21 protein-coding genes are annotated in these 20445 nt (G+C 69.0%); 12 read left to right on the top strand and 9 right to left on the bottom strand.

The genetic code is table 11. The annotated features are described in order from the left end of the window. Window positions 1-59: 59 nt before the first annotated feature. The 5 genes from AC1RCS_RS13020 to AC1RCS_RS13040 all read right to left on the bottom strand — a co-directional run bounded on the left by AC1RCS_RS13020 (window position 60) and on the right by AC1RCS_RS13040 (window position 5015). Entirely contained in the window at window positions 60-938 is an 879-nt protein-coding gene (locus AC1RCS_RS13020) for a PhaM family polyhydroxyalkanoate granule multifunctional regulatory protein (protein ID WP_492245069.1), read from the bottom strand. A gap of 88 nt (window positions 939-1026) precedes the next feature. Further along, entirely contained in the window at window positions 1027-1515 is a 489-nt protein-coding gene (locus tag AC1RCS_RS13025; protein WP_218296851.1) for a copper chaperone PCu(A)C, read from the bottom strand. Window positions 1516-1576: 61 nt separating this feature from the next. Next, complete coding sequence (locus AC1RCS_RS13030) at window positions 1577-2053, bottom strand: YcnI family copper-binding membrane protein (RefSeq protein WP_492245068.1); 477 nt, start codon at window positions 2051-2053, stop codon at window positions 1577-1579. A gap of 209 nt (window positions 2054-2262) precedes the next feature. Continuing rightward, window positions 2263-4566, bottom strand: coding sequence for a TonB-dependent receptor (locus AC1RCS_RS13035; RefSeq protein ID WP_492245067.1), 2304 nt, complete (start codon window positions 4564-4566; stop codon window positions 2263-2265). 80 nt (window positions 4567-4646) lie between these two features. Next, complete coding sequence (locus tag AC1RCS_RS13040) at window positions 4647-5015, bottom strand: DUF2946 family protein (RefSeq protein ID WP_218341257.1); 369 nt, start codon at window positions 5013-5015, stop codon at window positions 4647-4649. 123 nt (window positions 5016-5138) lie between these two features. Between AC1RCS_RS13040 and AC1RCS_RS13045 the strand changes: the two genes are divergently transcribed. After that, window positions 5139-5777, top strand: a complete 639-nt coding sequence (locus tag AC1RCS_RS13045) for a glutathione S-transferase (protein ID WP_218296847.1) — start codon at window positions 5139-5141, stop codon at window positions 5775-5777. A gap of 133 nt (window positions 5778-5910) precedes the next feature. Here the strand turns inward: AC1RCS_RS13045 and AC1RCS_RS13050 are convergent, their stop codons facing one another. Beyond that, window positions 5911-6720: an enoyl-CoA hydratase/isomerase family protein gene (locus AC1RCS_RS13050; RefSeq protein ID WP_218296846.1), complete on the bottom strand. Its 810-nt coding sequence runs from the start codon at window positions 6718-6720 to the stop codon at window positions 5911-5913. A 113-nt stretch (window positions 6721-6833) separates the two neighbouring features. Between AC1RCS_RS13050 and AC1RCS_RS13055 the strand changes: the two genes are divergently transcribed. Together AC1RCS_RS13055 and AC1RCS_RS13060 are read left to right on the top strand one after the other, a co-directional pair. Further along, window positions 6834-7247 (top strand): VOC family protein, encoded by a 414-nt coding sequence (locus AC1RCS_RS13055; RefSeq protein ID WP_218296845.1) that lies wholly within the window; start codon window positions 6834-6836, stop codon window positions 7245-7247. Beyond that, a complete protein-coding gene (locus AC1RCS_RS13060; protein ID WP_369643559.1) occupies window positions 7244-7837 on the top strand; it encodes a MarC family protein in 594 nt (197 codons plus the stop codon). The genes AC1RCS_RS13055 and AC1RCS_RS13060 overlap by 4 nt, the downstream gene beginning before the upstream one ends. Before the next feature lie 39 nt (window positions 7838-7876). Here the strand turns inward: AC1RCS_RS13060 and AC1RCS_RS13065 are convergent, their stop codons facing one another. Next, window positions 7877-8422 carry an Rrf2 family transcriptional regulator gene (locus tag AC1RCS_RS13065; protein WP_218296843.1) on the bottom strand — a complete coding sequence of 182 codons (546 nt, stop codon included), beginning with the start codon at window positions 8420-8422 and terminating at the stop codon, window positions 7877-7879. A 157-nt stretch (window positions 8423-8579) separates the two neighbouring features. Between AC1RCS_RS13065 and nhaR the strand changes: the two genes are divergently transcribed. Beyond that, window positions 8580-9476 (top strand): transcriptional activator NhaR, encoded by an 897-nt coding sequence (gene nhaR, locus AC1RCS_RS13070; RefSeq protein ID WP_492245066.1) that lies wholly within the window; start codon window positions 8580-8582, stop codon window positions 9474-9476. 140 nt (window positions 9477-9616) lie between these two features. On the opposite strand, the gene AC1RCS_RS13075 is transcribed toward nhaR, so the two are convergent. Both AC1RCS_RS13075 and AC1RCS_RS13080 read right to left on the bottom strand, forming a co-directional pair. Next, window positions 9617-10567, bottom strand: coding sequence for a sugar kinase (locus AC1RCS_RS13075; protein WP_492245065.1), 951 nt, complete (start codon window positions 10565-10567; stop codon window positions 9617-9619). After that, window positions 10560-10952 carry a RidA family protein gene (locus AC1RCS_RS13080; RefSeq protein ID WP_007849612.1) on the bottom strand — a complete coding sequence of 131 codons (393 nt, stop codon included), beginning with the start codon at window positions 10950-10952 and terminating at the stop codon, window positions 10560-10562. The genes AC1RCS_RS13075 and AC1RCS_RS13080 overlap by 8 nt, the downstream gene beginning before the upstream one ends. A 111-nt stretch (window positions 10953-11063) precedes the next feature. On the opposite strand from AC1RCS_RS13080, the gene AC1RCS_RS13085 reads away from it, so the two are divergent. From AC1RCS_RS13085 to AC1RCS_RS13120, 8 genes are all read left to right on the top strand, one after another. After that, complete coding sequence (locus AC1RCS_RS13085; RefSeq protein ID WP_492245064.1) at window positions 11064-12662, top strand: ABC transporter substrate-binding protein; 1599 nt, start codon at window positions 11064-11066, stop codon at window positions 12660-12662. Window positions 12663-12689: 27 nt separating this feature from the next. After that, window positions 12690-13637 (top strand): ABC transporter permease, encoded by a 948-nt coding sequence (locus AC1RCS_RS13090; protein WP_492245063.1) that lies wholly within the window; start codon window positions 12690-12692, stop codon window positions 13635-13637. 1 nt (window position 13638) lies between these two features. Beyond that, complete coding sequence (locus AC1RCS_RS13095) at window positions 13639-14508, top strand: ABC transporter permease (protein WP_492245062.1); 870 nt, start codon at window positions 13639-13641, stop codon at window positions 14506-14508. A 61-nt stretch (window positions 14509-14569) separates the two neighbouring features. Further along, the gene (locus tag AC1RCS_RS13100) at window positions 14570-15622 is read left to right on the top strand and encodes an ABC transporter ATP-binding protein (RefSeq protein WP_492245061.1); all 1053 of its coding nucleotides are present in this window, start codon (window positions 14570-14572) and stop codon (window positions 15620-15622) included. Next, on the top strand, window positions 15619-16611 hold the full coding sequence (locus tag AC1RCS_RS13105) for an ABC transporter ATP-binding protein (RefSeq protein WP_492245060.1): 993 nt from the start codon (window positions 15619-15621) through the stop codon (window positions 16609-16611). The genes AC1RCS_RS13100 and AC1RCS_RS13105 overlap by 4 nt, the downstream gene beginning before the upstream one ends. A gap of 42 nt (window positions 16612-16653) precedes the next feature. Further along, window positions 16654-17943 (top strand): amino acid deaminase, encoded by a 1290-nt coding sequence (locus AC1RCS_RS13110; RefSeq protein ID WP_492245059.1) that lies wholly within the window; start codon window positions 16654-16656, stop codon window positions 17941-17943. 15 nt (window positions 17944-17958) lie between these two features. After that, the gene (locus tag AC1RCS_RS13115) at window positions 17959-18927 is read left to right on the top strand and encodes a MurR/RpiR family transcriptional regulator (protein WP_218296835.1); all 969 of its coding nucleotides are present in this window, start codon (window positions 17959-17961) and stop codon (window positions 18925-18927) included. Further along, window positions 18927-20396 carry an N-acyl-D-amino-acid deacylase family protein gene (locus AC1RCS_RS13120; protein ID WP_492245058.1) on the top strand — a complete coding sequence of 490 codons (1470 nt, stop codon included), beginning with the start codon at window positions 18927-18929 and terminating at the stop codon, window positions 20394-20396. Before AC1RCS_RS13115 ends, AC1RCS_RS13120 begins: the two co-directional genes overlap by 1 nt. The last annotated feature ends 49 nt before the right edge of the window (window positions 20397-20445 follow it).

Genomic DNA, 20445 nt, shown 5'->3' on the forward strand with positions numbered 1-20445 from the left:
GCCAGGGGCGGTGGCGGGGGTGTCGGGCCCCCACGGGTTGCCACCCGCCCGCGTTGGCGTCAGCCCGCCCGCTTGCGGGCCGCCGGGCTGCGGGTGCTGCTGCCGGTTTTTTTGGCGGCGGGTTTCGCCGTGGTCTTGCGGGCCGCGGGCTTGTTGGTGGCGGCGGTCTTCCTGGCGGTGCCCGCCGCCGCGGCACGCTTGGCGCCGCCCTGCATGGTCTGCATGCCCTTGGCGGCGAACTGGGTGGCCATGCCGGTGGCCGTCTTGAGGGCTTCCTTGGCGAGGCCCGTGGCCATGTTCTTGGTGGTGTCGATGGCGGTCTGCTTGGCCGCGTCCTTCATGGCGTTGGCGGCGATCTGCTGGAACTGGCCGGTGAGCGCGCCCCACCACTGCATCGGGTCCACCACGGTGGGCGCGGCGGTGGCGGCCGCTGCCGCCTTGCTGCCCTTCGCCTTGGCCTTGGCGGGCTGGGCGGCGGGCTCGGCGTCCTCGCCCTCGTCTTCTTCTGCTTCTTCGGCGGGGCTCGCGCGGCCCGTGACGCGGGCGGCGGCCCCTGCGACGGCGCCGGCCGCGCCGCTCACCGTGTCGGCGGCTTTCTGCACGCCGCTCATCACGGTGTCGGCGGTCTTGAGCTTGAAGGCATTGGCCACGTCACCCATGCTGAAGTTCATGCCCTTGAGCGTGGCCAGGGTCATCTTCTGCACCTCCAGCGCCTGGATGGTGGCGGCCAGCGCGCGCGAGTTCTGCTCCAGCCAGAACTGCACGGCCTTGAGTTCGTCGATGCGCTTTTCGAGCTCTTCCACGCTGATGGTGGGCGCTACCCAGTTGCTCAGGTTGGGCAACTGCGGAATGCTGCTGGACGCCCCCTTGGCCAGGCTCTGCAGAAAGTCAAAACCGGGAACAAGTTTGCCGAAACCGAAATTCGATGTGTCGCTCATGGCCGCTCCGCAAGAGGTGGGTCTGTGGTGGGGTCACAGCTTACTCCAATGCGTTGCGGCCGCGAAGGCAGTGGCGCAGGCCAAATCCTCAGTGTTTGTGCTCATGCGCCTTGGCGCCGCCGGGCGCCGACGTGCCCACGGGCACGCTCAGTTCCAGCTTGCTCTCCGCGCCCTTGGCGTCCTGGAACACCAGCGTGATGGGCACCGAGCTGTCCTTGGCCAGCGGGGCCTTCAGGTCCAGCAGCATGACGTGGTAGCCACCGGGCTTGAGCTCCACGGTCTTGCCCGCGGGCAGGTCCAGCGCGGGCACGGCGCGCATCTTCATCACGTCGCCTTCCATTTTCATCTCGTGCACTTCGGTGACGCCCGCAGCGGGCGACTCGGCGCGCACCAGGCGGGCGCCGTCCCGGGCGGTCAGCTGCATGAAGGCTCCGGTGCCCTTCTGGCCCTGCACGCTGGCGCGCGCCCAGGCGCCTTCGACCTTGACGGCGGCGGTCTGTGCCCACGCAGCAGGGGCGCTGGCCAAGGTCGCGGCCAGTGTGGAAACGAGGGCTGCGGTGCGAAGCAGTTTTTTCATGATGGATGTCTTTCGGATATCAGAAGGAAAATTGAATGGAACAAGCCCGTGGGCCTGACTGTCAATGATGGTGGGCAACGCCGCCGCCCGTGGGCAGAATCTCCAGCGCCGCCGCAGGGGACTTCAGGTCCGAAAGTTTCTGGCCCGCCTTGGGCACGTCAGTCCAGTCGTTCCGGCCTTCGGCGCAGGCCTGGCGCACGGGCCAGTACACGGTGCCCGCCTGCTCGGGCGCCTGGGCCACGAGCACGAACTCATCGTAGTGCGCGCTTTGCAGCATGTCCTCCGGGGTCTTGGCCGTCCAGGTGATGCGCACCACGTCCTCGATGATGCTGCGGCCGTGGCTGGTGTACGGCTGGGCCAGCTTGTCGCGTTGCACATCGAGCGTCCAGCCCGGCTTGGGCATGGGGCGCGCGCCGCGCATGCCGGCCGGGATGTCCACCGCGATCTGCCGCGTGGGCGACGCGCCGCAGCCGTGGCCGACCTTGAAGCTCGCCTTGTAGCTGGCGCCCGCCGGGGCCACCTGGTATTCGAGCACCACATGGGCGGATGCAGAGCCAAAAATGCCTGCAGCGCTTAACAGCAAAGCGGTAGCCGCTATATTTTTCATAGTATTTGATTTCATATTCAGACCTTTCGTTTCAACGATGCATTGCATTCAACACTGGCGCGCCCGAGGCGAGCGCCGCCGCGGAACCGGCTTCGCCGGGCCGCGGGAGGCGTCCCCCTTGGGGGATGCGACGAAGCCGCTCAGGGGGTTATCTTTAGTTCTGCCATGTAGGTGCGCTGCGGGTAGGGGTGGAAGTTCCAGAACTGGTAGTTGTTGAGGTTGTCGATGCCCACGGCGGCGCTCACCTGCTTGGTGATCTGGTAGCGCACGCGCACGTCGGTGGTGAAGTAGCGGCTCGCGCCCTGGTAGGCAAAACCGTTCACATCGGTGTTGTCCAGCGTGCTGTACTGCCTGCCGCTGTAGCGCGCGCCCAGGGTGTACGACCATTTGTCGTCCGGCCGGTACGTGGCCACGGCACTCGCGCGCCACTCGGGGATGCGCGGCTGCCACTTGCCCACGCTGGCGGGAAACTTGTCGTTGCGGGTGATCCTGGAGTCCGTCCAGGTCAGGCTTGACCCGAGGTCGAGCCCACGCAGGAGCACATTGGCGGCCTGGTACGACAGCTCGATGCCCTTGGTGCGGATGGCGTCCACGTTCTGCACGTTGGTCACGTTGGGCGTGACGAGCACGTTGGTCTGCGAATACAGCGCGTCCCTGGTGCGCTCGAAGAACGCGGTCAGGCGCAGCAGCCCATTGCCCATATCGCGCTCGGCCGTGAGCTCGGTGGTCCAGCTCTTTTCGGGTTTCAGGTTCGGGTCGTTGTTGATGAGCGTGCCGCTGCCGCTGATGCCCCCCTGGTACAGCTCGGCCACGGTGGGCATGCGCACCGCGCGGCCGGTGGAGGCTTTCAGCACCCACAGGTCGCTGGCCTGCCAGGCCACGGCGGCCTTGGGCGAGAAGTACGTCTCGTTGCGCCTGGGGTGGTTCACCGTGGTGGTGGCGTTGCCGGTCTGGCCGTGGCTGGCGCTCCAGCGTTCGGCGCGGGCGCCCAGGACGGCCTTCCATTGGGGCGCGATCTTCCAGGTGTCTTGCGCCCACAGGCCCAGCAGCTGTGTGTCGCCGTTGAACGCCTGGTTGCGGGCGCCCGCAGCGCCGTTGATCCAGTTCGCCGTGGCGTTCTCCACCGTGCGCAGCTGGTAGCTGTCGCGCTGCAGGCCAAAGTCCACGATGTGCGCGCCCAGGACGCCCTCCGGCCGCCAGGTGCCTTTGGCGGCCAGCGTGTTCCAGCCCGTGCCCTTGCCGTTGACGATGCGGCCCGCGCCGCCATGCAACGCGGCGGGCATCGCCACCGTCGCGGCACGCAGGGTGTCGGTCTGGTAGTCGTACAGGCTGGCGGCCACTTCCCAGTCGAACGCGCCCTGCGTGTGGCTCTTGACCGAGAGCCCGTGCATGAAGTGCGTGAGGTTCTCGTTGGACACATTGAAGTCGGTGGGCGCCAGCGTGTACGAGCGGCCGTTGATGTTGACCGTGCCGCCGTACACCGCATTGCCGTTGGCGTCGCGCAGGTAGCTGGCGGGGCGCCCTTCGGATTCGTTGTGCCACCAGCCCAGGGTGTAGGCCGCGCGCACGGTGGGCGAGAGGTCGTAGGCGATCTTGGCCTTGATGTGGTCTTGCTGCGTGTGGTACTGCGTGGCCGTGCCCAGCAGATACCAGGGCTGGTTGCCGCGGTTGTCGCCCAGCACGGCACCCGTCACCGGCGTGCCTGCATGGCCCACGGCGCCTGCAGACACGAGGCGCGTGGGGAAGGTGAGCGGCTGGCCCTCGCTGTCGGTCTTGTTGAAGTTGAGGAACCACGACCAGTCGCCATTCTTGTTGCCCACCGAGGCGCTGACCTGCTTGCCCGCGTAGGTGGCGCTGGTGCCGTACAGATCGAACGGCTGGTGCTGGTAGCTCACCTGCGCATGCGCCTCGAACTTTGTGGGCATGCGCGTCACATAGTCCACCACCGCGCCCACCGAGTTGCCGGCGTAGGCGGCCGAGAACGGGCCGTAGAGCACGTCCACGCGCTCGATCTCCTCGGGCGTGACCAGCATCCAGCGCGGCGCGTTGGTGGGGCCGTTGCCCAGGTAGTTGGAGAGCAGGATGCCGTCGGCGAACACCATGGACCGCGCCGGGTTGCCCGTGCCCGAGGCGCGCGTGGACAGCACGGCGTGGTTGTAGTCGCCGATGTAGCGCTTGCGCACCAGCAGGCTGGGCAGGTACTTGAGGGCGTCTTCGCTGTCGGTGGCGTTGATCGAGTGCTCGATCTGCTCGCGCGTCACGCCCTCGATGGTGGTGGGAATCTGCGTGGGCAGCGACGTGGGCTGGCCGCCGCGGATGGTGACCACGCCCAGCTCCTTGACGGGCGTGCTGCTGTCAGCGGTCTGGGCCCACGCGGGCACGGCCCAGGACAGGGCAAGGGGAAAGGCGCCGGCCACGGCCAGCGCCATGCGGCTTTTGCGCATGGGAACTCCTGAATTTCAAGCCAAATAGGCCGTCAGCGCTTACTCATCAAGCGCGAACAGCTATCAAACAAATAGCAATTTCAGGAGAAAGCGGGGGGCCCGCGCGGCGGCAGCGGCGCGGCGGTGCGCGCAGCGATGTGCGCGGCGGGGATGGGGCGCAGGGCGTGCGCCAGGGGGTGAACCACAGGCAGCCGGGCCTGGGACACGGGAGGCGGAGCGCCGACATGCGCACACAGGGGGCAATCGAGCGTGTGGCTGGACATCTCCTGCATGCCATCGTCGGTCTTGACCAGCAGCTTGATCGCGCCCGAACCCGAGCAGATCAGTTCCATCGCCTGGGGGTTGACCAGGGGCGAGGCCACGGCCACGCCGATGGACAGGACAAACCACGCCAGCACAAGGCGGGCGAGCCAGCGAAGGCCGCGGATGGTTTGCAGGGAGGAAGGCATGGCAGGGTGATTGTAGGTGGCCCGGCCCCGGCCGCCTTGATCAGGGTCATCTGCGCGACGGACGCGGCAGGAGCGCCCGCCTACCATGCGCCTGTCATCCACAACTACAAAGGAGACTCCACCATGCTCACACTCTGCGGCTTTTCCGCCAGCAACTACTACAACAAGGCCAAGCTCGCCCTGCTCGAAAAGGGCCTGCCCTTCACCGAGGAGCTGGCCTGGGTCGGCGAGACCGACCGCAGCGCCAGCCCGCTGGGCAAGGTGCCCTACCTGCGCACCCCCCACGGGCCACTGTGCGAATCGGCCGTGATCGCCGACTACATCGAGATGGCCCACCCCCAGCCCGCCCTGCTGCCCGCGGACCCCTATCAGGCCGCCAAGGTGCGCGAGCTGATCACGTTCCTGGAACTGCACCTGGAGCTGGTGGCGCGCAACCTGTACCCCCAGGCCTTCTTTGGCGGCAGCGTGAGCGAGGCCGCCCGCGACAAGGTGGGCGCGCAGCTGGAGAAGAACATCGCGGCGTTCGGCCAGCTGGCGAAATTCAGCCCTTACGTGGCGGGCGACACGTTCACCATGGCCGATTGCGCGGCCATCGTTCACCTGCCACTGGTGAGCTCGGCCACCAAGATCATCTATGGCCGCGACTACCTGGCCGCGCTGCCCGTGCGCGACTACCTCGCGCGCATGGCCGAACGCCCGCACGTGCAGCGCGTGAACGCCGACCGCAAGACGAACACCGCCGACATGCTGGCGAGGAAGTGAAGCTTGAGCGCAGCCCCCTGAGCCGCTGCGCGGCTTCCCCCGGAAGGGGACGCACCAGTTTCACGCGGCTGCGGATGTTGGTGCTGACGGAACCGGAGGGGCGCGGGCACTGCGCGCCGCGTGCAGCCGGTGGTCAGAACTTGGGGGCGCGCTTCTCGCGCAGGGACGCCACGCCCTCGCGGGCGTCGGGGCCGCCAAAGCCCATGAATTCGAGCGCCAGCGAGGTTTCGAACATCGGGCCCGCCTGGCGCAGCCACTGGTTGAGCGCATGCTTGGTCCAGCGGATGGCGGTCTGCGAGCCGGCCGCCAGCCGGTCGGCCACCTCGTAGGCGCGCGGCAACAGCTCGGCCTCGTCCACGGCCAGCGATACGAGGCCGATGCGCTCGGCCTCCTCGCCGCTCACCGGGTCGCACAGCAGCAGGTAGTACTTGGCCTTGGCCATGCTGCACAGCAGCGGCCACACGATGGCCGCGTGGTCGCCGGCCGCCACGCCCAGGCGGGTGTGGCCGTCCACGATCTTCGCGCCACGCGCCGCGATGGAGATGTCGGCCAGCAGGCCCGCCACCAGGCCCGCGCCCACGGCCGGGCCGTGGATGGCCGAGACGATGGGCTTGTCGCAGTGCACGATGTTGTAGACCAGGTCGCGCGCTTCCTTCCAGATGCGGCAGCGCAACTCGAAATCCTCGGTCATGTCCTGCACCATGGCCAGGTCGCCCCCGCCCGAGAAGCCCGCGCCTTCGCCGCGCAGCACGGCGCAGCGCACGCTGTCGTCGTCGCTCACGTCGCGCCAGACCCCGCACAGCTCGCGGTGGCCCACATGGCCCGCCGTGGGCAGCTTGCCGTTCAGCGCGCGCATCTGGATGTCCAGCACCGCGCCATCGGCGCCGCGGCGGGTGATGTTCAGCGTCTCGTAGCGCTGGTAGTCGGGGGAAGAAGCAGGCATGGCGGTGTGCGCGCGGCAAGCGCGGTGCAGTTGGGGAAGATGCGGCATTGTGGCGCGGGGGCGGCGGCGCCGGAACCCGTGCGTGGCGCAAATCCCGCTGCTATCCTGTGCGCATGCGCAGCCTCTTTCACCTCGCCTTTCACGTCACCGACCTGGACGCCGCGCGCCGCTTCTACGGCGGCGTGCTGGGGTGCCAGGAGGGCCGAAGCACCGACACCTGGGTGGACTTCGACTTCTTTGGCCACCAGATCTCCCTGCACCTGGGAGCGCCTTTCGCCAGCGCCCCCACCGGCCACGTGGGAAACCACATGGTGCCCATGCCGCATTTCGGCGCCATCCTGGAGCTGCCCGAGTGGCATGCGCTGGCCGCGCGGCTGAAGGCGGCAGGCACGGCCTTCGTGCTGGAGCCGCAGGTGCGCTTCGAGGGCGAGCCCGGCGAGCAATGGACCATGTTCTTCCACGACCCGAGCGGCAACCCGATCGAGATCAAGGGTTTCCGGTCGCTCGATGGGGTGTACGCCGCGTGAGCTACACCTTCGCGTCCGCCACCATCCTGCTCCTGCTGATCACGGATCCGCTGGGCAACATCCCCATCTTCGCCAATGCCCTGCGCGGAGTGGCCCCCGAGCGCCGCGCCCGCGTGATCCTGCGGGAGGTGCTGATCGCATTCGCGCTGCTGCTGGTGTTCCTGTTCTTCGGCGCCCAGTTCCTGCAGGTCATGAACCTGAGCGACCTGTCGCTGCAGATCGCGGGCGCGGTCGTGCTGTTCCTGATCGCGCTGCGCATGATCTTTCCGCCGGACACCGGGCCGCAGACCGAGCTGCCCGGAGAACCCCTGATCGTGCCGCTGGCCATCCCCGCGCTGGCGGGGCCGTCGGCCATGGCCACGGTGATGCTGCTCGTGGCCCAGGCGCCCGAGCGGCGGCTGGAATGGGTGGGCGCGCTGTGCGTGACCATGGCGGTGTGCGCGGTCGTGCTCCTGATGGCCGAGCGCATCCAGCGCCTGCTGGGCGAACGCGTGGTCATGGCCTTCGAGCGCCTCATGGGGCTGATCCTGGTGGCCATCTCCGTGGAGATGCTCATTCGCGGCATCAAGCAGCTCGCCCACCAGCTGTAGCCACGGCGGCGCTCCGGGCGCACCAGGAGCGCCGCCCCCTCAGCGGCGCTGCAGCAACGGGATCGTGCCGAGGGCAAAGACCGAGTTGGGCACCCCGACCCGCGCCATCAGGGGGCGGGGCTTGGCGCTCAGCTTGGGCCGCGGGGCCGCGGGCGCGGCCTCTTGCGGGACCACGCCCTTCTCCAGCTGCTGGGCAACGAGGTCCTGCAGGGTGACCGACTGCAGGTATTCCATCACTCGGGCGTTGAAGGTGGACCACAGCTCACCCGTCATCGACTTCACCTGCGCGGCCTGGCCGGGCGCCATGTTCTGGATGTCATCGGCCTTCAGGTTCTCGACCGCCAGGATGATCTCGGCCACGGAAATCTCGTCCGTGTTGCGTGCGAGGGTATAGCCGCCTCCGGGGCCGCGCGTGCTGTCCACGAGCCCGGCGCGCCGCAGCGCACTGAACAGCTGCTCCAGGTAAGACAGCGAGGTGCCCTGGCGCGCGCTGATCGTCGACAGGGCCACGGGCCGCATTTTCTGGCGCAGGGCCAGATCGGTCATGGCCGAGACTGCGAGTTGTCCTCTGGTGGTGATCCGCATCTTTGACTCCTTGTGAACGGTGTATGGCCAGGGTTCGGTGCCCGAAGGGGCGTTCCGCGATCTGTCCATGAACGTACTGTAGGGATCTTGACACTTCGCGTATATTCGATTTATCGAGATTTTTACTTCGATTTTTACGAAGTATCAAGGAGACGGCATGAACTTCAAGCACCTGCGCTACTTCTGGACCACGGCCAAGGCGGGCGGCATCATGCGCGCCGGGGAGCAGCTCAACACCACGCCGCAGACACTGTCGGGCCAGATCAAGCAGCTGGAGGAATGGCTCGGGCATGACCTGTTCAAGAAGCGCGGCCGGGGCCTGGAGCTGACCAGCGAAGGCCGGGTGGCGCTGGGCTATGCCGAGCAGATCTTTGCGCTGGGGGACGAGCTCGAAAAATCCATCCGCCTGGCGCGCGGGCAGTCGCGTCCGCTCGAATTCCGCGTGGGGGTGGCGGACTCGGTGGCCAAGTCGGTGGCCTACCACCTGCTGGAACCGGCCCTGGGCCTGGCCGAGCAGGTGCACATGACCTGCCACGAAGGCAAGTTCGCCGAGCTGGTGGCGCAGTTGAGCCTGAACCGGCTGGACCTGGTTCTGGCGGACGAGCCGGTCTCGAAGAAGATCGGCGTCAAGGCCTTCAACCACGGCCTGGGCAGCAGCGGTATGAGCTTTTTCTGCGCGTCGGCGCTGCGCCGCCAGCTTGACGGGCCGTTTCCCCGGTGCCTGCATGGCGCGCCCATGCTGATCCAGGGCCCCCAATCCTCGGTGCGCCAGCAACTGGACCACTGGTTCAACAAGCACCAGCTGCAGCCGCGCCTGGTGGGCGAGTTCGACGACAGTGCGCTCATGAACGCCTTTGGCCGCGAGGGGCGCGGGGTGTTCACCTCGCCCACGGTGCTGGAGGAAGAGACCCGGGCCCAGTTCGGCGTGGAGGTGATCGGCCGCTCGGGGGAGCTGGTGGAGGAGTTCTTCGCGATCTCGGTGGAGCGGCGCATCAGCCACCCCTGCGTGGCCGCGATCACCAAGGCAGCGCGCTCCGACCTGTTCGCAGCGTAATGGGTAGCCCCCCTGAGCCGCTTCGCGTCTTCCCCCAAAGGGGGACGCCCCCAGCGCGGCGGGGCGGCCCTTGCGCGGGGGCACTCGCCCAGGTCGCGCCAGTTTCCTGAGGCTGCGACTATTGCCACGCTTCCCTTACATCAAGCCGTCACCTGCACCTGGCGCGCGTACGGCAACGGTGCCACAGCACCATAGCCCTGCACGGCCAGCGCGGCCGCGGCATTGGCATAGCGCGCCGCCGCGAACACGTCGTCACCCTGGGCCATGCGGGCCAGCAGGTTGCCGCAGAAGCAGTCGCCCGCGCCCGTGGCGTCCACGGGCGTGACGCGCAGGCCTGCGATGCGTTCCCTGCGCCGGCCGTCGCTCGCCAGTGCGCCTTCGGCACCGAGCTTGAGCACCACGGTGACCGCGCCACGCGCATGGCCCCAGTCGACGATGGCGTCGGGATCGGACAGACCGGTCAGGGCCTGCATGTCCTCCAGGCTGGGCAGGAAGATGTCGCACAGCGACACGGCCTGTGCGATGCAGGCCTGGGCGCGCGCCAGCGGCCAGAGCTTGAGGCGCAGGTTGGAGTCGAAGGACACCAGCGTGCCGGCCTCGCGCGCCAGACGCATGGCCTCGAAGGCGGTGTCGCAGGCCTGCGGCGAGATGGCCAGCGAAATACCCGAGAGGTGCAGGATGCGCGCGGCGCGCAGCACGGCCGCGGGCTCGCCGGCCAGCCACTGCGGCGCCATGCGGCTCGCGGCCGACCCTGCGCGCAGGTAGCTGAACTCGTGCCCGGCCGCCCCGTGCGAGACGAAGTAGATGCCGGTGGGGTGCTCGCCGTCGCTCTGCACGGCGCGAGTGTCGACGCCCTCGGCGCGCCACAGCGCGGTGAGCGCCTGGCCGAAGCTGTCCTGCCCGATGCGCGTGAGATAGGCAACGCGCGCGCCGGCCCGTGCCGCCGCAATGGCGGCATTGCTGGTGTCGCCGCCGAAGCCGCGCAGGTACTGCGGCTGGCCGGGGTGGACCTGGTTGAACTCGACCATGGCCTCGCCGAGCGCGGCCACGTCGAAGGTCTTGCCCACGGAGGTGGTGGAACGCTCAGGCACGGGGCTTGTAGGCGGTGACGTCGATCTCGACCTTGGCGTCGATCATGAGGCGCGACTCCACCGTGGAGCGGGCCGGCCGGTGCTCGCCGAAGCACTCCATGTAGACGCGGTTGAAGCTGCCGAAATCGCGCGCATCGGCCAGCCAGACGCTGACCTTGGCCACATCGGCCAGGGTGCAGTCGGCCAGCGCCAGGGCGTCCTTGACGCGCTGGAACACCTGGCGCGTCTGGGCCTCGATGCCGCCGACGATGACCTGGCCCTGGTCGTCCGTGGGCACCTGGCCCGAGACGAAGACGAAGTCGCCGGCGCGCGTGGCGGGCGACAGGGGACGCGCCTGGCGGTCGGATGCGATGGGGGACTGGCCCAGCAGTTCTACATGGCTCATGCAAGCTCCTTTTGTAATGAATTTACATAAATCATCGGAAAAAACCCGTTTGACTTTCACAAACGAGTCATCTACGATTAAAAATGTAATGTTATTACTTATGGAGCCACGATGCAATCCTCATCCATCCGTGATTGGTTGACGCCCGGAAGGCCTGTTCAGGCCGCCAGGCGCAGCGTTCTGGGCCTGGCAGCAAGTGCTGCCGTGCTCGTGGCCCTGGGGTCGGGCCAGCCCGCCCTGGCCGCCCCCGCCAAGGGGGGCGCCGCCAACCTGGCCATGGTCGGCGAGCCCCAGGGGCTGGACCCCATGGTGAGCACGGCCGACCTGGTCGGCACCATCATGCAGCACGTCTACGAGCCGCTGTACACCTTCGACGCGAACTGGGCCGTGGCGCCCATGCTGGCCGAGGGCCTGCCCTCCGTGTCCAAGGACGGCCTGACCTACACCATCGCCCTGCGCAAGGAAGTGAAGCTGCACAACGGCCGCGACCTGAATGCCGACGACGTGGTGGCCTCGCTGCAGCGCTGGATGGAGCTGTCGCCGCGTGGCAAGGCCGTGGGCAAGGAGGTGGCCTCGCTCACCGCCAAGGGCCCGCTGTCGGTGGAGCTCACGCTCAAGGCACCTTACGCGCCGCTGCTGGCCCAGCTGGCGCTGCCCAGCGGCATGGCCGCCATCATGGCCAAGGAGAGCATCGCGCCGCAGCTTAAGGATTTCATCGGCACCGGTCCCTACAAGTTCAAGGAGCGCCGCCCCGACCAGTTCACCGTGCTGGTGCGCCACGACACCTACAGCGCCCGCAAGGAGGCCCCGAGCGGCTATGCCGGCCGCCGCGAGGCGCTGCTCGACGAACTGCGCTTCGTGCCCGTGCCCAACGCCAACACCCGCGTGGAGGGCGCCCTGTCGGGCCAGTTCCAGTACGCCGACCTGCTGCCCGTGGAAGCGGCCGGCCGCATCGACAAGGGGGCCCCGGCCGTGGTGCCCATCGTGACCAAGAACTTCGGTTTCCCCTACATCGTCTTCAACACCAAGGAAGGCGTGCTGGCCGCGCAGCCGCTGCGCCGCGCGGTGCAGACCGCCGTGGGCTCGGGCGAGCTGCTGGCTGCGGGCTTTGGCGACAACCGCTTCTTCGTGGTGGAGCCCAACTTCTTCCCCAAGGGCACGCCCTACTACTCGGACGCGGGCGGCAAGCTGTACAACGAGCGCAACCCGCAGGCTGCCAAGGACCAGGCGGCCAAGGCCGGCTACAGCGGCCAGCCGGTGCGCATCATGGCCAGCCGGCAGTACGAGTTCCACTACAACATGGCGCTGGTGATGGCCGAGCAGCTCAAGAAGGCCGGCTTCAAGACCGAACTGCAGGTGGTGGACTGGGCCACGCTGGTGCAGCGGCGCAACGATGCCAAGCTGTGGGACGTGTACTTCACGCACTCGGGCCTGTTCCCCGAGCCCATGCTCTCGCCGCCGCAGCTCGGTGACGGCGCGCCGGGCTGGTGGGATTCGCCCGCCAAGAAGGCCACGCTCACGGCCTTCAACCAGGAGACCAATGTCGCCAAGCGCGGCCCGCTGTGGGGTGCCGTGCAGCAGGTGGTGTACGACGAAGTGCCCTTCATCGAGGTCGGTAAGTTCAACGGACTCTCGGCGCGCTCGGCCAAGCTGGAAGGCTACACGCCGGCGATCTGGCCGTTCTTCTGGAACACGGGCCTGGCCAAGTAAGCCCCCACTGCACGAAGGTTCGTTGCCATGCGTTTTCTGATGACCCGCCTGGGCGGCGCCCTGGTGGTGCTGGCCCTTGTCGCGGTGCTGGTGTTCGCGCTCACGCGCCTGGCCTCGGGCGACCCGGTGGCGCTGCTGCTGGGTGAGCAGGCCACGGCCGAGGACATCGCCGCGGCGCGCGTGCAGTACGGGCTGGACAAGCCCCTGCCCACGCAGTTCGTGCTCTGGGTGGGCGAGCTGCTGCAGGGCAACCTGGGCCAGTCCATCTTTCTGCAGCGCCCGGTGGCGCAGGCGCTGCTCGAGCGCGCCGAGCCCACGCTGTTCCTGGCGCTGTTCGCGGTGGGCATCGCGGCGCTGATCGGCATCCCCTGCGGCATGGCGGCCGCCATCTGGCGCGGCAGCCCCGGTGACCAGGCCCTGAGCGGCGTGGCCATGCTGGGCGCCAGCGTGCCCAGCTTCTGGCTCGGGCTGATCCTGATCCAGCTGTTCGCGGTCAAGCTCGGCTGGTTCCCGGCCTCGGGCTATGGCGACCCGGCCTCGCCGCTGGCCGAGCGCCTGTCGCACCTGCTGCTGCCGGCGCTGGTGCTGGGGCTGCTGAACTCGGCGCTGATCATCCGCTTCACGCGCGCCTCGATGCTCGACATCCTGGGCGAGGACTACGTGCGCACGGCACGCGCCAAGGGCCTGGCCGAAGGCACGGTGATGGTCAAGCACGTGCTGCGCAATGCGCTGGTGCCCATCGTCACGGTGCTGGGCCTGACACTGGCGCTGATGATCGGCGGCACGGTGGTGACCGAGACGGTGTTCAACCTGCCCGGCGTGGGCAATCTGGTGGTGCGCGCCGTGCTGCGCCGCGACTACCCGGTGATCCAGGGCACGCTGCTGGTCATCGCGGCCATCTATGTATTCATCAACCTGGCCATCGACTTCCTGTACACGCTGGTCGACCCACGCATCCGGCTGGAGGGCCAATGACATGGTGCAAGGCCTGATTCGCAATCTCAAGGACTACTGGCTGCCACTGGCACGCCGCCTGTTCGCACGCAAGGTGGTGCTGGCCTCGGCCATCGTGCTGGCCGTAGTGGTCGCGGTGGCCACGGTGTTCCCCTGGGTGTCGGACGCCGACCCCAACGCCATCTCGATCAGCGAGCGCCTGAACGCGCCCTCGGCCGCGCACTGGGCCGGCACCGACGAGCTCGGGCGCGACGTGATGCTGCGCATCGTGCACGGCGCACGCTATTCGCTGTTGATCGGCGGGCTCACGGCCGCGGGCGCCGTGCTGTTCGGCACGCTGCTGGGCATGTTCGCGGGCTTCTTCCGGCGGCTGGACGCGCCGCTGATGCGCGTGGTGGACGCGATGATGTCCTTCCCCGACATCTTGCTGGGCATCGCCCTGGTGTCCATCCTGGGGGCCTCGCTGTGGAACGTGATGCTGGCGCTGGTCATCGTCTACACGCCGCGCGTGGCGCGCGTGGTGCGGGCCAGCACCCTGGTGCTGCGCGAGTTGCTGTTCGTGGACGCCGCGCGCGCCCTGGGCGTGCGCACGCCGCGCATCCTGCTCAAGCACATCCTGCCCAACCTGGTTTCGCCCATCCTGGTGCAGGTGACCTTCATCTTCGCCTATGCCATCCTGGCCGAGGCGGGCCTGTCCTTCCTGGGCGTGGGCGTGCCGCCCGACATCCCCACCTGGGGCACCATGATCGCGGGCAGCCTGGAATCGGCCGACCGCGCGTTCTGGACGATTCTCTACCCGGGCCTGGCCATCGTGTTCACCGCCCTGTCGCTGCAGATGCTGGGCGACGGCGTGCGCGACCTGCTCGACCCCAAGCTCAAGAAGGCCGCATGAGCTTTCACCGACCCACGCAAGCGCCCGCCCCTGGCGAGCGCGTTACGAAGGCACCCACCCCATGACCACCCCCACGGCTGCCCGGCTCGAAGTGCAGGGCCTGTCCACCTCGTTCGCCACCGACGCCGGCCGCATCCAGAGCGTGGCCGACGTGTCCTTTGCCATCCACCCGGGCCAGACGCTGGCGCTGGTCGGGGAGTCGGGCTCGGGCAAGTCCGTCACCAGCCTGACGCTGATGGGCCTGCACGCCAAGACCTCGCAGGCCCAGGTCAGTGGCCAGGCCTGGTTCACCCGGCGCGACGGCCAGCGCGTGGACCTGCTGGCCCTGCCCGAGGCCGAGCGCCGGGCGCTGCGCGGCAACGAGATCGCGATGATCTTCCAGGAGCCCATGACCAGCCTGAACCCGGTGCTGACCGTGGGCGAGCAGATCGCCGAATCGGTGCGCCTGCACCTCAAGCTCGACCGCCGCGCTGCACTGGCCCATGCCCAGCGCATGCTGGAGCTGGTGGAGATACCGGCCGCCAAGCAGCGCGTGCACGAGTACCCGCACCAGCTCTCGGGCGGCATGCGCCAGCGCGTGATGATCGCGCTGGCCATGGCCTGCAACCCCACGCTGCTGATCGCCGACGAGCCGACCACTGCGCTGGACGTGACCATCCAGGCGCAGATCCTGGCCCTCATGGGCCGGCTGCAGAAGGAGACGGGCATGAGCATGCTGTTCGTGACCCACAACCTGGGCGTGGTGGCGCAGTACGCCGACGCGGTGGCCGTGATGTACGCGGGCCGCATCGTCGAGTCGGCCCCGGTGCACGACCTGTTCGCGCAGCCCGAGCACCCCTACACGCGCGGCCTGCTGGCCTGCCTGCCCGGCGTGGCCAGGCGCCATGCGGTCGCGGTGGCCGGGCAGCGCCCGCGCCTGGTGGCCATACCGGGCCAGGTGTCGAGCCCGCTCGCGCCGCCGCCGGGCTGCGCCTTCGCGCCGCGCTGCGAGCGCCGCATCGCGGCCTGCGATGCGCGCATGCCGGCCCTGTCCGACGGCAGTGCCACCGAGGCCGGCCGGCGGGTGCGCTGCATCCGTGTGGGCGAGCAGGCGCAGCAGGAGGTGAGCGCATGAACGCCGTGGCCATGGCCCTGACCCCGGGCGACAACCTCATCGAAGTGCGCGGCCTGCGCAAGTACTTCGGCAGCGGCCCGCACCCGGTGCGCGCGGTGGACGACGTGAGCTTTGCCATCCGGCGCGGCGAGACGCTGGGCCTGGTGGGCGAGTCGGGCTCGGGCAAGAGCACCATCGGCCGCCTGCTGACGCGCCTGGTGGACCCGACGGCGGGCCAGATGCTGTACCACGGCAGCGACGCTGGCGGGCAGGACCTGGCAGGGATGAGCCAGGGCCAGTTCCGCCCGCTGCGCTCGAAGATCCAGATCATCTTCCAGGACCCCTATGCCAGCCTGAACCCGCGCATGCGCATCCGCGAGGTGCTGGGCGAGGCGCTGGACACGCACCGCCAGGCGCGCGGTGCGGCACGCCTGCCGCGCATCCACGAGCTGCTCTCCCAGGTGGGCCTCAGGCCCGAGCATGCGGACCGCTTTCCGCACGAGTTCTCGGGTGGGCAGCGCCAGCGCATCGGCATTGCACGCGCGCTGGCAGTGCAGCCGAACTTCATCGTGGCGGACGAGCCGCTGTCGGCGCTGGACGTGTCGATCCAGGCGCAGGTGGTGAACCTGCTGGGCGACCTCAAGCAGCAGCTGGGCCTGACCTTGCTGTTCATCTCGCACGACCTGGACGTGGTGGAGTACCTGTGCGACCGCGTGGTGGTGCTGTACCTGGGCCGCGTGATGGAGATCGCGCCCACCAGCGCGCTGTATGCGCGGCCAGCCCATCCCTACACGCGCGCCCTGCTGGCCGCGGCCCCCATCCCCGACCCGGCGCAGCGGCGTACCATCCCCCTGCTGCAGGGCGACCTGCCCAGCCCCGCCAATCCGCCCTCGGGCTGCGTGTTCCGCACGCGCTGCCCGCATGCGGTGGCCGAATGCGCCAGCGCCGACATGGCCCTGCGCCCCGTGGGCACCGAGCACTGGAAGGCCTGCTGGCGCGACGACATCTGACCGGCGCAGCCCTGCTGCGTCCCTCCAACATGACGAGACGACATGACGAACACCACCACTGACTTCACCCTGGACGCCACCAGCAAGAGCTTTCCCATCGCGGCGGCGCCCTGCCGCGCCAGCGAGATCGCCGCACGCGGCTGGAATGTGCTGGCCGACGACCTGGCTTTCCCGCTGGCAGTGCTCAGCCGCACGGCGCTGGCGCACAACCTGGCCTGGATGCAGGATTTCGCCAAGCGCAAGGGCATCGCCCTGGCGCCGCACGGCAAGACCACCATGTCGCCCCAGCTCTTTGCACAGCAGCTGGCGGGCGGTGCCTGGGGCCTGACCTTCGCCACGGCCTTCCAGGTCGCGGTGGGGGTGCAAGCCGGTGCGCGCCGCGTCATCATCGCCAACCAGGTGGTCTGCGATGCCGACCTGGATGCGCTCGATGCACTGCTGGCCCGCCACGCCGGTCTCACGGTGTGGTTCCTCGTCGATTCGCTGGCGCAGCTCACGCTGGTCGAGGACTGGAAGCAGCGCCGCGGCAGTGCCCGCGTGTTCAACGTGCTGCTGGAGATGGGCATCCCCGGCCAGCGCACCGGCTGCCGCACGCTGGACGAGGCACTGACCCTGGCGCGCGCGCTGGCGGTGTCGAAGGCGGTGCAGTTCGATGGCATCGAATGCTATGAAGGCGGCGTGGCGCGCTGCGACAACGAGCACGACGCCCGCGAGGTGACGGCCCTGGTGCGCCGCGTGATGGAGGTGGCACGCGCCTGCGATGCAGGGCACCTGTTCGCACAGGACCGCATCCTGCTCACCGCGGGCGGCTCGGCCGTGTTCGACCTGGTGGTGCCGCTGCTGCAGGCCCAGGGCCTGTCGCGCCCCGTGGAGGGCGTGCTGCGCTCGGGCTGCTATGTGACGCACGACCATGGCAACTACGCGCGCTTCCTCAAGAACGTGGAGCAGCGCGAAGGGCTCGATACCTCGCTGCGCCCGGCCCTCACGGTCTGGGCCATGGTGCAGTCGGTGCCGGAGCCGGGCCTGGCCCTGCTGACCTGCGGGCGCCGCGACATCTCCTACGACTTGGAGATGCCCATCCCGGTGCAGCTGGCGCGGCGCGGCGAGCGCTCGGCAGCAGCCGCCCCTGCAGGCTGGAGCGTGAGCGCCTTGAACGACCAGCATGCCTACCTGCGCTTCGATGCCGCAGCCGGCGACGCCGGTACGCCGCGTGTGGGCGACCGCGTGGCGCTGGGCATCTCGCACCCCTGCACCACCTTCGACAAGTGGCGCTGGATGCCGCTGGTGGAAGACGATGGCGCCATCACGGGCGCCATCAGCACCCGGTTCTGAGACGCGGAGAAGCGCATGAACAGCAGCCTGCCTCCTTCGCCATCGTCCTCCACCCAGCCGCCCAGCCCCACGCCGGGCCTGCTGCAGCAACTGCGCGAGCGCCAGGACAGCCTGCCCGATGCGCAGCGCAGCGTGGTGCGTGCCGTGCTCGAAGACCCGCGCGCTGCCGTGGCGGCCACGGTGGAGCAGTTGGCGCAGCAGGCGGGCGTGTCCATGCCGACCATCGTGCGCACCTGCCGCAGCTTCGGCTACGACTCGGTGCGCGAGTTCATGCTGGCGCTGGCGCAGGACCTGGCGGTCTCGGGCTCCTACCTGCACCGCAGCGTGCTGGCCGAGGACACGGCGCAGGATGTCTCCAGCAAGATCATCCATGCGGCCGTCTCCTCGCTGACCGAGCTGGGCCGGCGCATCGACGTGGACGTGATCGACCAGGTGGCCGCCAAGCTCGCCAAGGCGCGGCGCATCGACTGCTACTCGGTGGGTGCGGCGTCGACCTTCACGGCCAGCGAGCTGCAGAGCCGGCTGTTCCGCCTGGGCCTCACGGCCAACGCGATCTTCGACGCGCACCAGCAACTGGTCTCGGCCAGCACGCTGGGGCCAGAGGGCGTAGCCTTCGTCATCTCGCACGTGGGGCGCATGCCCTACACGGTGGAGGCGGCCAAGTTCGCGCGCTCGCAAGGGGCCACCGTGGTGGCCCTCACCCAGCCGGGCACGCCACTGGCCGAAACCGCCGACCTGGTGCTGGCGGTGTCGGTGCCGCAGGACGCGGTGATGCGCGTGGGCACCGAGGCCTACCTGGCCCACCTGGTGGTGATCGAGATCCTGATGGTGCGCCTGGCGCAGCAGCTGGGGCCGGTGGCCACGCGGGGCCTGCAGCAATTCAAGGCCCTGCTGCACAAGCACGGATTCGACAGCGCCGAGTATGCCGGCGCCATGGACCATGGACCGGCCATGCACAACAAGCCGGGCAAGAAAGAACACTGATGGCAGCAACGCAAGCGACCCTGCTGAGGAACGGAACGATCATCGACGGCACGGACCGCCCCGGCTGGACGGGCGACCTGCTGATGGCCGGGGAGCGCATCGTGGCACTGGCGCCAACGGGCACGATCGACCCGGCGCTGCTGTCAGGCCTGGCCGTCAGCACCGTGGACTGCACGGACCGCGTGATCGCACCGGGCTTCATCGACGTGCACACGCACGACGATGCGGCGGCGCTGGATGCGCCCGACATGCTGCCCAAGCTGTCGCAGGGCGTGACCACGGTGATCGTGGGCAACTGCGGCATCTCGCTGTCGCCCATGGTGACGGCCGCACCGGCCGCACCGCTGTCGCTGCTGGGCCAGCACCAGTTCCGCCACGCGCGCATGGCCGACTATGCGCGCGCCGTGGATGCCGCGCGGCCCGGGGTGAACGTGGCCGCGCTGCTGGGCCACACGGCCCTGCGCATGCGCCACCTGCCCGAGCTGGGCCGTGCGGCCACGGCCAGCGAGCGCGCCGCCATGGCGGTCGACATGCAGGAGGCCATGGACGCGGGCGCGCTGGGCCTGTCATCGGGCGTGTTCTACAAGGAAGCCTACGCGGCCGACCTCACCGAGCTGACCGAACTGGCCAGCGTGGCTGCGCGCAATGGCGGCGTGTACGCCACCCACATCCGCGACGAACTCGCCGGCATCCTCCCGGCGCTGCAGGAGGCGGCGCTCACGGCGCGCCATGCCGGGCTGCCGCTGGTGCTGTCGCACCACAAGTGCGCCGGCGCCTCGAACTGGGGCCGCACGCGCGAGACGCTGCCGCTGATCGAGTCCCTCGCAAAGGGCCAGCCCATCAGCCTGGACGTGTACCCCTACACCGCGGGTTCGACGGTGCTGCGCACCGACCTGGTAGACGGTGTGATCGACATCCTGATCACCGGCAGCCAGCCACACCCGGAAATGGTGGGCCGTTACCTCAAGGACATCGCGCGGGAATGGGACACGACCGAGCAGGCGGCCTGCGACCGGCTGCAGCCCGGCGGTGCCTGCTACTTCCAGATGCGCGAGGACGATGTAGAGCGCGTGATTGCCCACCCCTTGTCCATGATCGGCTCGGACGGCCTGCCCCATGACGAGCGGCCGCATCCCCGCCTGTGGGGCGCCTTCCCGCGTGTGCTGGCCTGCTACTGGCGCGAGAAGGGCCTGCTGCGCCTGGAGGAAGCCATCCACAAGATGACCGGCCTGTCGGCCCAGCGTTTTCGCATCGGCGAGCGCGGGCGGCTGGAAGCCGGCTGCATGGCCGATATCGTGGTGTTCGACCCGGCGCGCGTGCGCGATACCGCGAGCTACGAACAACCCGTGCAGTTCAGCGAGGGGATCGAGCAGGTTTGGGTCAACGGCGTGCTGAGCTACACCGCGGCTGGTCGTGCCACGGGCGCGCGGGCCGGGCGGTTCATCCGGCGTCAGGCAATACCGGCCTGAAGGGGCGATTTGCCTGCGGGGCCTGGATCATCATCCATGCCCCCAGGAA

It is taken from the genome of Acidovorax sp. GW823-FHT01C06, from assembly GCF_058798375.1.

Bases quoted from the DNA above. Each gene is read 5' to 3' on its own strand.
- AC1RCS_RS13020 (WP_492245069.1), bottom strand. From the start codon at position 938: ATGAGCGACACATCGAATTTCGGTTTCGGCAAACTTGTTCCCGGTTTT.
- AC1RCS_RS13025 (WP_218296851.1), bottom strand. From the start codon at position 1,515: ATGAAAAAACTGCTTCGCACCGCAGCCCTCGTTTCCACACTGGCCGCG.
- AC1RCS_RS13035 (WP_492245067.1), bottom strand. From the start codon at position 4,566: ATGCGCAAAAGCCGCATGGCGCTGGCCGTGGCCGGCGCCTTTCCCCTT.
- AC1RCS_RS13040 (WP_218341257.1), bottom strand. From the start codon at position 5,015: ATGCCTTCCTCCCTGCAAACCATCCGCGGCCTTCGCTGGCTCGCCCGC.
- AC1RCS_RS13045 (WP_218296847.1), top strand. From the start codon at position 5,139: ATGCTCACACTCTGCGGCTTTTCCGCCAGCAACTACTACAACAAGGCC.
- AC1RCS_RS13050 (WP_218296846.1), bottom strand. From the start codon at position 6,720: ATGCCTGCTTCTTCCCCCGACTACCAGCGCTACGAGACGCTGAACATC.
- AC1RCS_RS13055 (WP_218296845.1), top strand. From the start codon at position 6,834: ATGCGCAGCCTCTTTCACCTCGCCTTTCACGTCACCGACCTGGACGCC.
- AC1RCS_RS13065 (WP_218296843.1), bottom strand. From the start codon at position 8,422: ATGCGGATCACCACCAGAGGACAACTCGCAGTCTCGGCCATGACCGAT.
- nhaR (WP_492245066.1), top strand. From the start codon at position 8,580: ATGAACTTCAAGCACCTGCGCTACTTCTGGACCACGGCCAAGGCGGGC.
- AC1RCS_RS13080 (WP_007849612.1), bottom strand. From the start codon at position 10,952: ATGAGCCATGTAGAACTGCTGGGCCAGTCCCCCATCGCATCCGACCGC.
- AC1RCS_RS13085 (WP_492245064.1), top strand. From the start codon at position 11,064: ATGCAATCCTCATCCATCCGTGATTGGTTGACGCCCGGAAGGCCTGTT.
- AC1RCS_RS13090 (WP_492245063.1), top strand. From the start codon at position 12,690: ATGCGTTTTCTGATGACCCGCCTGGGCGGCGCCCTGGTGGTGCTGGCC.
- AC1RCS_RS13095 (WP_492245062.1), top strand. From the start codon at position 13,639: ATGGTGCAAGGCCTGATTCGCAATCTCAAGGACTACTGGCTGCCACTG.
- AC1RCS_RS13100 (WP_492245061.1), top strand. From the start codon at position 14,570: ATGACCACCCCCACGGCTGCCCGGCTCGAAGTGCAGGGCCTGTCCACC.
- AC1RCS_RS13105 (WP_492245060.1), top strand. From the start codon at position 15,619: ATGAACGCCGTGGCCATGGCCCTGACCCCGGGCGACAACCTCATCGAA.
- AC1RCS_RS13110 (WP_492245059.1), top strand. From the start codon at position 16,654: ATGACGAACACCACCACTGACTTCACCCTGGACGCCACCAGCAAGAGC.
- AC1RCS_RS13115 (WP_218296835.1), top strand. From the start codon at position 17,959: ATGAACAGCAGCCTGCCTCCTTCGCCATCGTCCTCCACCCAGCCGCCC.
- AC1RCS_RS13120 (WP_492245058.1), top strand. From the start codon at position 18,927: ATGGCAGCAACGCAAGCGACCCTGCTGAGGAACGGAACGATCATCGAC.